Origin of the sequence: Jatrophihabitans sp. (assembly GCF_036389215.1) — a bacterium.
GTDB lineage: Bacteria > Actinomycetota > Actinomycetes > Mycobacteriales > Jatrophihabitantaceae > Jatrophihabitans_A.
The window spans coordinates 1-9,949 of sequence record NZ_DASVQG010000333.1 but is presented as its reverse complement, the minus strand read 5'-3'; the positions used below and the strand labels follow the sequence as shown (position 1 = coordinate 9,949).

Below are 9,949 nucleotides of genomic sequence, written 5' to 3'. Positions count from 1 at the left end.
CCCAGGCCGTCGCGAGCCGGGCCGGCGCGCCGCTCGGGCACGACTTCTGCGTGCTGTCGCTGTCGGACCGGCTCAAGCCCTGGGAGGTGATCGCCGAGCGGCTGACCGCGGTCGCGCGCGCCGACCTGGTGCTGGCGATCTACAACCCGGCGTCGAAGTCGCGGACCTGGCAGGTCGAGAAGGCCCGCAGCCTGCTGTTGGAGCACCGCTCTCCCGACACCCCGGTGGTGATCGGGCGCGATGTCGGCGGTCCGGCCGAGACCGTCCGGGTGCTGCGGCTGGCGGACCTGGACCCTGAGCAGGTCGACATGCGATGCCTGCTGATCATCGGTTCGTCCCAGACCCGGGTGCGCTACCGGCCGGACGGCCGACCGACCGTGTACACGCCGCGGCACTATCCCGGCTGAGCTACTCAGCGACGGACTCCAGCGGACCGCCTCCCGGCTGAGCCCGTCGTCGCGCGCGCGGCACTACCCCGGCGGAGCTACCTCGGTTGGCCGGCTCGGGCTAGGCCGGCGGCCCCACCAGCGCGGCCACCCAGTCCCGGGCTTGCTCGACCGTCGCCACCGCGGGCACGTCCGGCACCGGCGGGCGCTCGACCAGCAGTACCGGCATCCGGAGCTCGCGCGCCGCGACCAGCTTGGCCTCGGTGAGCGGGCCGCCGCTGTCCTTGGTGACCAGCACCTCGATCCGGTGCGCCCGCATCAGCTCGATCTCGCTCCGCACCGAGAACGGCCCGCGCGCCAGCAGCACCTCATGCCGTGCTGGCAGTGGCGGCTGCGGAGCCTCGATGCTGCGGATCAGGAACCAGTGCCGATCAAGCCCGGCGAACGGCGCCAGTTCGGTGCGCCCGATGGTCAGGAAGACCCATTCGGGCAAGCTGTTGAGGGCCGCGGCGGCAGCGGCCACCGACGGTTGCCGGCGCCAGTCGTCGTCCGGGCGCTGGCTCCAGCCCGGCCGGCGCAACGCCAGGATCGGGATTGCGGTGGCGAGCGCCGCTTCGGCCGCGGACCAGCTGATGGTCGCCGCGAACGGATGGGTGGCATCGACCACCGCCGCGATCCGCTCGGTGGCCAGCCAGCGGGTCAGCCCGGCGGCTCCGCCGAACCCACCGATCCGGACCTCCCCGACGGGCAGCGCCGGAGCGGCCACCCGGCCGGCCAGCGAGGAGATCGGCCGCACCCCGGGCAGGCCGGCAAGTGCGGTGGCAAGCGCCCGGGCTTCGGCGGTCCCGCCCAGGATCAACACCCGCGCCACCGGTCACCCCCTCCGTCGCCGGCTTCTCGTTGCCAGCTCGTTGCCACCTCGTGTCCAGCTTCGTATCGAGCTTCGTATCGAGCGCTGCCTCGGGCATGCTAGGACCCGATGACCACACCCAGCGGCCTTCGCTACGGCTGGACCACCGGCGCCTGCGCCACCGCGGCAACCGCCGCCGCCTACACCGCGCTGCTCACCGGCAGCTTTCCAGACCCGGTGCGGATCACGCTGCCCAAGGGCCAGCAGCCGGCGTTCGCGCTGGCACGCGAACAGCTCGGCGACGGCTGGGCCAGCGCCTCGATCGTCAAGGACGCCGGCGATGACCCCGACGTCACGCACGGCGCGCTGATCACCGCCACCGTCCGGCCCGGACCGCCCGGCTCGGGAGTCGGCTTCGTGGCCGGACCAGGCGTCGGGACGGTGACCAAGCCCGGCCTGCCGCTGGCCGTCGGCGAGCCCGCCATCAACCCGGTGCCGCGGCGGCTGATGACGGCGGCCGTCACGGAGCTCGCCGGCGGCACCGTTCCCGACCTGGTCATCGAGATCTCGGTCGCCGGCGGCGAGGAGATCGCCAAGCACACCTGGAACCCCCGGCTGGGCATCCTGGGCGGCATCTCGATCCTGGGAACCACCGGCATCGTGGTGCCCTACTCCTGCGCGGCCTGGATCGACAGCATCAGGCGCGGCATCGACGTCGCCCGGGCCGCCGGCCACCAGCACGTCGCCGGCTGCACCGGGAGCACCTCGGAGAAGGTCGCGGCCCAGCTGTACGGGCTGCCCGAGGACGCCCTGCTGGACATGGGGGATTTCGCCGGCGCGGTGCTGAAGTACCTCAAGCGCAACCCGATCCCGCGGCTGACCATCGCCGGCGGGATCGGCAAGCTCTCCAAGCTCGCCGACGGACACCTGGACCTGCACTCCGGCCGGTCCCAGGTCGACTTGCGGTTCCTTGCCGAGCTGGCTCGCTCGGCCGGCGGTCGGGCCTCGGTGGCCGAGGAGGTGCTGGCAGCCAACTCCGCGCTGGACGCGCTGCAGATCTGCCAGCGGGCCGGGGTGCCGATCGGCGACGCGATCGCCGACCGTGCTCGGCAGACCGCCGAACAGGCACTCGGTGACGCCCCGGTCGCCGTCGACATCGTGGTGATCGACCGTGCCGGAGCCGTGGTCGGCCGAGCAGGCCGGGCCTGATCGCCAGCCGGGCCTCATCGCCAGCCGGGCCTCATTGCCGGCGCGCGGGCTCCCGGCTCGGGCCTGAGCGCCGGCCCCACCTGATTGCCAGCGGATCGGGCTCCCAGCCCGGCGCTCAGTCCTCCGCGGCGGGGAGCGTGTCGGGGTCGTAGTCGTCGATGCCCACCACGACCCGCTCCTGCTCGGTCCGGTGCGCCAGCGCGTCGTCGTCGGGGTGGCTCGGCATCGGTCACTCCCGCGACCGCGCACGTCGCTTCTGCCCAGCGGCTTCCACCCTAACGCCGGGACGAGAGCGGCCATCCGCGAACCCCGGCAAGACCCGTTCAGGAGGGCCCGGGCGGCGGAGCCGCGGACCGATTAACCTGCTGGCATGTTCTCTGATGCCACCTCCCAGATCTCGGCGGCCGACGCCGCTGAACTGCTGACCGGCGATGCCGTCCTGCTCGACGTCCGCGAGCAGCACGAGTGGGACGCCGGGCATGCCCCCCAGGCGCGGCACCTGGCCATGTCGGAGCTCTCCGGACGGGTCTCCGAGATCCCGCCGGACGTCACGGTGATCTGCGTCTGCCACGGCGGTGGGCGATCGGGGGCCGTCTCGGACGCCTTGAACCGGGCCGGCTTCAACGCCCTCAACCTCAGCGGCGGGATGGTCGCGTGGGAGGCCGCCGGGCTGCCGGTGGTCGACGACGCCGGCGCACCCGGTGAGGTGATCTGAGCCGGGCGCCGGCCGGCAGCCCGGCGTCCTAGACTGCCAGCTCCAGCAACTTTTGAGTCGAGGAGTGCAGCATGCCGATCGCCGAATTCCTCGCGGTCAACCTGGACTGCGCAAACCCGCCGGAACTGGCCGAGTTCTACGGCAAGCTCACCGGCGGCGAGGTGACCTACAGCACCGACGAGTACGCCGCGATCGAGATTGCCGGCGGTCCCACCCTCTACTTCCAGAAGGTCGCCGACCACCGGCCACCGACCTGGCCCGATCCCGAGCGCCCACAGCAGTCGCACCTGGACTTCTACGTCGACAACCTGCGGGACGCCGAGGCGGCGGCCCTGGAGTTCGGAGCCAGCAGGCCCGACTTCCAGCCCAACCCCCCGCACCAGGTCGTGGTGCTGCTGGACCCGGCCGGCCATCCGCTCTGCCTGTGCGCCCGAGGCTGAGCATGGCGGGCCGCCGCCGATGACGACCTATGCCGCCTTGCTGCGCAGCGTCGACGTCGGCAAGAACAAGCTCGCGATGACCGACCTGCGGGCCTTGCTGTCCGACCTCGGCGGCGAGCAGGTGCGTACCTACCTTGCAGAGCGGCAACGCCGTCTTCGACCATTGCGCGACTGACCTGGCACGGTTGGCGCAGGAGATCGAGTAGGGACTGGCCGGCCTGGGGGTGAGCACGCGGGTGCTGTTGCGGACCGGCGAGGAGCTGGCCGGCGTGCTGGCCGGTAACCCTCACCTGGCTCGCGAATCGGACCCGGCCAGCTGCACGTCACCTTTCTCGCCGATCCACGGCACCGGACCGGATCGAAGGGCTGCAGGTACCGGCCGGTGAGATCGGCACTTTCTCCTGGCAGGGCAGGCAGATCCACCTGCACTGCCCGGCCGGCTACAGCCGGACCAAACTCAACAACAGCTGTCTGGAGTCGCGGCTGGCCACCGTGGCAACCACCCGGAACTGGCGGACGGTCACCGCGCTGAGCGAACTGACCCGCAGCGGCTGAGGGCGAGCCGTTCAGAGGGTTCCCAGCACCCGGCCGATGGCGATCTCCAGAACGACCCGTCGTGGATTGACCCGCGGCTGCCGGTAGCGCTCGGCATAACGCCGTTCGGCGTCGGCCACCGACTCCGGGTCGGCCCTGAGAATCGCCCGTCCCTCCAACGTCGACCAGCGCCGCCCGTCGACCTGGCAGATCGCCACGGCGGCACCGGCGGGTCCGGCGGCCAGCACCTGCCGTGCCTTGTGCGAATCCCCGGAGGTGATCACCCGGGCCAGCCCGGCCTCGGCGTCCAGCGTCACCCCGACCGGAACGGTGTGCGGCGTGCCGTCCCGGCGCACCGTGCTGAGCGTGGCAAGCCGGCGTTCGCGCCAGAACTCCAGGAATTCCGCACCGCGGCCGGTCAGGTCTGCCGTCACCTCTGGTCTCCTTCAGGTGCTTGGCGCAGCAGCGACGGCAGGTACACCGCGCCCGTGCCGTCGGTGCGGGTGGCCGCCACATCGCCGGGGTTGGACATCGCGCACGATCGTAACGACAGGCAGCCACAGCCGATGCAGGACTGCAGCCCGTCACGCAGCGCTTGCAGAGCATTGATCTGCTCGTCCAGCCGCTGCCGCCAGGAGCGCGATATCCGTCCCCAGTCAGCCCTGGTCGGCGTTCGCAGGTCCGGAAGGTCGGCGAGCTCCACCCGGATCTCGTCCAGGCTCAGGCCGACGTTGCGGGCCGCTCGGATGAAAGCCAGCCTGCGTAGCACGTTCCGCTCGAAGCGGCGCTGGCCGCCACCGGTCCGGGTGGCCCGGATCAGGCCCTCGCGCTCGTAGTACCGCAGCGCCGACGCTGCGAACCCGCTGCGCCTGGCCACTTCCGACACCGTCAGCAGTTGTTTCGATTCCACTCCCGCATCCTACTTGACTTAAAGCGGACTTCAACTTTAAAGATGTGGGAACACCCCTATTCCTGGAGGAAGATATGCCCACCGCTGTGATCACCGGCGCCTCTGCCGGTCTCGGACGAGCCCTGGCCAGGGGCCTGGCCGAGCGAGGCTGGAACCTGGTCATCGATGCCCGGCGCCCCGACCGGCTGTCCCGGCTTGCCGACGAGCTGAGCCCCTCGTGCCAGGTGCGCGCCATCGCCGGGGACGTCGGCGACGGCGAGCATCGCCGCCGGCTGTCCGAGGCCGTCACCGAATTCGGCTCGCTGGACCTGCTGGTGAACAACGCCAGCACCCTGGGCCCGACCCCGCTGCCGCCGCTGGCCGAACTGACCGCGGACCAGCTCAGCGACATCCTGCGGGTGAACCTGGTGGCACCGCTGGCATTGATCCAGCTGACCCTGCCGGCGCTTGCCGCGGCTGGCGGCCTGGTCGTCAACCTCTCCTCCGACGCCGCGGTGGCCCACTACCCCGGCTGGGGCGGCTACGGCGGCTCCAAGGCGGCGCTGGATCACCTGAGCGCCACCCTGGCCGCGGAGAACCCGGGGTTGCGGTGGTACAGCTTCGATCCCGGCGACATGCGTACCGAGATGCACCAGGCAGCCTTCCCCGGCGAGGACATCAGCGACCGGCCGGTGCCGGAGTCGGTGCTTCCGGCGCTGCTGCGCTTGATCGACAGCCGGCCGCCGAGCGGCCGCTACACCAGCGTCGCGCCCGAACTCGGCGCGGTGGTCCCGGACGGCTCCGCGAGCCCGGACCTGGCCTCCGCCGTGCAGAACGCCGTGCAGAACGCCGCGCAGAACGCCGTGCAGAACGCCGTGCAGGAGGTGTCGCGATGACCATGCAGGCCTACGCACCCACCACCCGGTTCGCGTTTCCGGAGAACCTCACCGCGACCGAGCCGCCCGAGCACCGGGGGCTCAGCCGCGACGGCGTCCGGCTGCTGGTCGCCGAATCCGCGCCGGCCGAACGCGGCGGCGTCCGGCTCACCCACAGCCGGTTCCACGAGCTCGGCCGGCATCTGGCGCCCGGCGACCTGATCGTCGTCAACACCTCGAAGACCATCGCGGGCGAGGTCGACGGGACCGCCGACGGCGGCTGGCCGGTGGTCCTGCACGTGGCCAGCCCGCTGGAGGACGGCAGCTGGGTGATCGAGCTGCGCACCGCCCCGGACGGCGCGCTGCCGGTGCTGACCGCCCGGCCGGGCGAGGTGATCGCCCTGGCCGCAGGCACCCGGGCACGGCTGCTGGAGCCCTATCCCGGGCGCGCCGCGTCACCGACCGGTCGGGGCAACCGGCTGTGGCGGGCCGAGGTGACCAGTGACCAGCCGTTCTCGGACTACCTGCTGCGCCACGGGCGGCCGATCAGCTATGGCTACCTGCACGGGCAGTGGCCGCTGGCGGACTACCAGACGGTGTTCGCCCAGCATCCGGGCAGCGCCGAGATGCCCAGCGCCGGCCGGCCGTTCACCACCGAACTGGTCACCGACCTGGTCAGCCGGGGAATCGCCTTCGCGCCGATCACCCTGCACACCGGCGTTTCCTCCCAGGACGCCGGCGAGCCACCGCAGCCGGAACGATTCGAGGTTCCGGCCGCCACCGCCCGTGTGGTGAACGCCAGCCGGGTCAACGGCGGCCGGGTGGTCGCGGTGGGGACCACGGTGACCCGGGCCCTGGAATCCGCAGCCGGACCGGACGGCTGGCTCAGCCCGGCCCGCGGCTGGACCGAACTGGTCATCTCCCCCGAACACCCGGCCCGCGCGGTGACCGGGCTGATCACCGGCCTGCACAATCCGGACGCCTCGCACCTGCTGCTGGTGGAGTCGGTGGCCGGGGCCCGGCTGGCACAGCAGGCCTACGACGCGGCGGTGGAGGCTCGCTATCTCTGGCACGAGTTCGGCGACTCCTGCCTGCTGCTCGGCAACCGGCGCTGATCGCGGGCTGACGGGCCGTCCGGCTTCGTCCCGCCGCCGATTACCGTCTTGAGGCATGCACCCCGACCCGAACCGGCTGGCCGCGATCGCCGCGCGGTTGCCCGGCGCACTGATCGCGCTGGACTTCGACGGCACCCTGGCACCGCTCGTCAGAGATCCCGACGCCGCCCGCCCGGTGCCCGGGGTGATCGACACCCTGGCCCGGCTGGCAGGGGCCGGGGCGCGGATCGCCATCGTCACCGGCCGCGCCGCCACGACGGTGCTCGAGCTCGGCGGCCTGCAGGCCATTCCGGACGTGATCGTCAGCGGCCTGCACGGCGCCGAGACCTGGCAGCACGGCCGGCTGCGGACCCGGGACGAGCCGCCGGGCCTGGCGGTGCTGCGCCAGAGCCTGCCGCCGCTGCTGCGCCAGACGGCCGACGGGGTGTGGTTGGAGGACAAGCGGCTGTCGCTGGTGGTACATGCCCGCCAGGCCGCCGACCCGGACCGGGTGCTCGCCGAACTCGGGGACCGGCTGCCGCCGCTGGTCACCGAGCAGGGCCTGGAACTGCACCCGGGCAAGCTGGTGCTCGAGATCCGGATTCCCGACCTGTCCAAGGCCACCGCGCTGGAGCACCTGCTCACCCCGGACACCTCGGCGGCGCTGTTCGCAGGCGACGACCTCGGTGACCTGCCGGCAGTGGCGGCGGTGACGGCCTGGGCCCGGGCCACCGGCCGGCCGGGCCTGACCATCGCGGTCGGCGAACTGCCGGAGCTGCGCCAGGCGGCCGAGGGCGCGGTGGGCTCACCCGCTGAGCTGGCCGAGCTGCTGGCGAAGTTGCCGGCAGCCGGCTGAGACTCATCCGGGCCGAGCTGCCACGCCTCTGGCAGCCGGCTGAGACTCACCCCGGCCGAGCTGCCACGCCGGAGCGCCGGTTGATGGTCTGATGTGCCCATGACCGTGTCCCAGCAACCAGCCGGCCGCGACCGCGAGATCCCCGACGGGCGGATCGTGGTGGACAACCTGACCAAGGTCTTCGGCAACCAGCGGGCCGTGGACTCGCTGAGCTTCACCGTGGAGCCGGGTTCGGTGACCGGTTTCCTCGGCCCGAACGGTGCCGGCAAGACCACCACGTTGCGGATGCTGCTGGGCCTGGTGCAGCCGAGTTCGGGTACCGCGACCATCAACGGCGTGACGTATGAGTCACTGACCCGGCCGTTGCAGACCGTCGGCGCGGCGCTGGAGGCGGCCAGCTTCCACCCCGCCCACACCGGCCTGCAGCACCTGCGGATCTATTGCGCCGCCGCCGGCCTGCCCGCCCGCCGCGCCAACGAGGTGCTGGATCTGGTGGGCCTGGGCCAGGTGGCCAAGAAGAAGACCAAGGGTTACTCGATGGGCATGCGGCAGCGGCTGGGCCTGGCCGGCACGCTGCTCGGCGACCCCAGGGTGCTGATCCTGGACGAGCCGGCCAACGGCCTGGACCCCGAAGGCATCCGCTGGCTGCGCGGGTTCTTCCGGCACCTGGCCGGCGAGGGCCGCACCATCCTGGTGTCGAGCCATCAGCTGGCCGAGGTGCAGGAGGTAGCGGACCGGGCGGTCATCCTCAACCGGGGCAAGCTGGTCAGGGCCGGCACCCTCGGCGAGCTGTCGGCCGGCACCGCGGTGACCGTGGTCCGCGGGCCGGCGCTGGCACCGTTGCAGCAGGCGCTGGCCGGCGCCGGCTACGGCGGCAGCACCGAGCCCGACGGCAGCCTGCGGGTGCGTACCGATCAGCTGGCGCAGGTCGGTCACCTGGCGTTCGTCCACAACGTCGAGCTGCACGAGCTGCGGCTGGAGGAGTTCGACCTGGAACGGCTGTTCTTCAGCCTGACCGAGGGCGAGCACCGCGGCGCGGACCTGGAGCCGCCGGGGCACTCCCAGGTCCCGAACCGGGCATACCAGCAGGACGGCGGCCTCCGGTGATCAATCTGGTCCGCTCCGAGGTCCTCAAGATCCGCAGCACCCAGGTCTGGTTCTGGATGCTGCTGCTCGCTGCCACCTTCACCACCCTGGGCAGCATCGGGATGGTGGTGACGGCGATCAACGACCATGACGACGGCGCCCCGGTCGACTACTACGGCCTCTTCACCCAGTCCCAGGGCGCCGGCATCGCGCTGCTGGTGCTCGGACTGCTCGGCCTCACCACCGAGTTCCGGCACAAGACCATCACCCCGACCCTGCTGGCAACCCCCAACCGGTGGCGGCTGCTGGCCGGCAAGGCAGCCTCGTACGCCCTCTTCGCGATCGGCTACGCGCTGGTGTGCGTGGCGCTGAACTTCGCGATCGTGATCATCTGGCTGTCGGCGGTAGGCGTTCCGCTCGAGTACAGCCATGGCGTGCCCGGCGGCGTCGCAAAGGCCTTCCTGACACTGGTGCTGACCGGCATGTTCGGGCTGGGGCTGGGCGCGATGCTGCGCAACCAGGCGGCAGCGATGGTCCTCGGAATCGTCTACTTCTTCATCCTGGACAACGTTCTCAACTACGTGCCGTGGGTACGCAAGGGATACGCCTACACCCCGGGCGGCGCCGTCAAGGCCTTCAACTCCAACGGTCACATCGAGGGCATGCCGGGCGACGTGCACCTGCTCGCCCCGGCAGCCGGCGGCGTGCTGTTCCTGGTCTGGTCGCTGGCGCTGCTGGTTGCCGGTGGCCGCCTCAGCCTGAGCCGCGACATCAGCTGAGCCGCGACATCAGCTGAGCGGGGGTAATCGCTACGGTTGTGAGCAACCGCACCGATTTACTCCCGATCCGATCGGGCCGCGGCGGTGCGGCCCGATGAGGTCCACGCGTACGCTGGTTCATCGGGTCACGGCCCTGGCCAGTAGGTGGTTGGTGTCGCCCCGGTGGGTGCCTCCCGCAGCAGGCTTACGCGAACTCCCGAGAAGGTGGCCGACGACGTGACCGCGCAGTCCTCGAC

13 protein-coding genes are annotated in these 9,949 nt (G+C 71.8%); 10 read left to right on the top strand and 3 right to left on the bottom strand.

Translation table 11 applies throughout. From position 1 onward, the window contains the following. Positions 1 to 407 (top strand): SAM-dependent methyltransferase (locus tag VF542_RS18900; protein ID WP_408653248.1); only part of this gene is annotated, 407 nt, incomplete at its 5' end. Between the two features lie 100 nt (positions 408 to 507). On the opposite strand, the gene VF542_RS18895 is transcribed toward VF542_RS18900, so the two are convergent. After that, the gene (locus VF542_RS18895; protein ID WP_408653247.1) at positions 508 to 1,257 is read right to left on the bottom strand and encodes a cobalt-precorrin-6A reductase; all 750 of its coding nucleotides are present in this window, start codon (positions 1,255 to 1,257) and stop codon (positions 508 to 510) included. Positions 1,258 to 1,365: 108 nt separating this feature from the next. Here VF542_RS18895 and VF542_RS18890 point away from each other — a divergent pair, with 108 nt between their 5' ends. The 4 genes from VF542_RS18890 to VF542_RS18875 all read left to right on the top strand — a co-directional run bounded on the left by VF542_RS18890 (position 1,366) and on the right by VF542_RS18875 (position 3,775). Continuing rightward, positions 1,366 to 2,445 (top strand): cobalt-precorrin-5B (C(1))-methyltransferase, encoded by a 1,080-nt coding sequence (locus tag VF542_RS18890; RefSeq protein WP_408653246.1) that lies wholly within the window; start codon positions 1,366 to 1,368, stop codon positions 2,443 to 2,445. Between the two features lie 370 nt (positions 2,446 to 2,815). Continuing rightward, a complete protein-coding gene (locus VF542_RS18885) occupies positions 2,816 to 3,160 on the top strand; it encodes a rhodanese-like domain-containing protein (protein ID WP_408653245.1) in 345 nt (114 codons plus the stop codon). A 71-nt stretch (positions 3,161 to 3,231) separates the two neighbouring features. Next, positions 3,232 to 3,600, top strand: a complete 369-nt coding sequence (locus VF542_RS18880; protein WP_408653244.1) for a VOC family protein — start codon at positions 3,232 to 3,234, stop codon at positions 3,598 to 3,600. Between the two features lie 19 nt (positions 3,601 to 3,619). Next, positions 3,620 to 3,775: a DUF1697 domain-containing protein gene (locus tag VF542_RS18875; RefSeq protein WP_408653243.1), complete on the top strand. Its 156-nt coding sequence runs from the start codon at positions 3,620 to 3,622 to the stop codon at positions 3,773 to 3,775. A gap of 391 nt (positions 3,776 to 4,166) precedes the next feature. Here the strand turns inward: VF542_RS18875 and VF542_RS18870 are convergent, their stop codons facing one another. Both VF542_RS18870 and soxR read right to left on the bottom strand, forming a co-directional pair. Next, on the bottom strand, positions 4,167 to 4,568 hold the full coding sequence (locus VF542_RS18870) for a pyridoxamine 5'-phosphate oxidase family protein (protein ID WP_408653242.1): 402 nt from the start codon (positions 4,566 to 4,568) through the stop codon (positions 4,167 to 4,169). Continuing rightward, positions 4,565 to 5,044: a redox-sensitive transcriptional activator SoxR gene (soxR, locus tag VF542_RS18865; RefSeq protein ID WP_408653241.1), complete on the bottom strand. Its 480-nt coding sequence runs from the start codon at positions 5,042 to 5,044 to the stop codon at positions 4,565 to 4,567. Before soxR ends, VF542_RS18870 begins: the two co-directional genes overlap by 4 nt. A gap of 74 nt (positions 5,045 to 5,118) precedes the next feature. Here soxR and VF542_RS18860 point away from each other — a divergent pair, with 74 nt between their 5' ends. The 5 genes from VF542_RS18860 to VF542_RS18840 all read left to right on the top strand — a co-directional run bounded on the left by VF542_RS18860 (position 5,119) and on the right by VF542_RS18840 (position 9,713). Continuing rightward, on the top strand, positions 5,119 to 5,919 hold the full coding sequence (locus VF542_RS18860; protein WP_408653240.1) for an SDR family NAD(P)-dependent oxidoreductase: 801 nt from the start codon (positions 5,119 to 5,121) through the stop codon (positions 5,917 to 5,919). Then, positions 5,916 to 7,013, top strand: a complete 1,098-nt coding sequence (locus VF542_RS18855) for an S-adenosylmethionine:tRNA ribosyltransferase-isomerase (protein ID WP_408653239.1) — start codon at positions 5,916 to 5,918, stop codon at positions 7,011 to 7,013. The genes VF542_RS18860 and VF542_RS18855 overlap by 4 nt, the downstream gene beginning before the upstream one ends. Positions 7,014 to 7,068: 55 nt before the next feature. Further along, positions 7,069 to 7,848, top strand: coding sequence for a trehalose-phosphatase (otsB, locus tag VF542_RS18850; RefSeq protein WP_408653238.1), 780 nt, complete (start codon positions 7,069 to 7,071; stop codon positions 7,846 to 7,848). A gap of 99 nt (positions 7,849 to 7,947) precedes the next feature. Continuing rightward, positions 7,948 to 8,955 (top strand): ABC transporter ATP-binding protein, encoded by a 1,008-nt coding sequence (locus VF542_RS18845; protein ID WP_408653237.1) that lies wholly within the window; start codon positions 7,948 to 7,950, stop codon positions 8,953 to 8,955. Further along, complete coding sequence (locus tag VF542_RS18840; protein ID WP_408653236.1) at positions 8,952 to 9,713, top strand: hypothetical protein; 762 nt, start codon at positions 8,952 to 8,954, stop codon at positions 9,711 to 9,713. The genes VF542_RS18845 and VF542_RS18840 overlap by 4 nt, the downstream gene beginning before the upstream one ends. Positions 9,714 to 9,949: the final 236 nt, after the last annotated feature.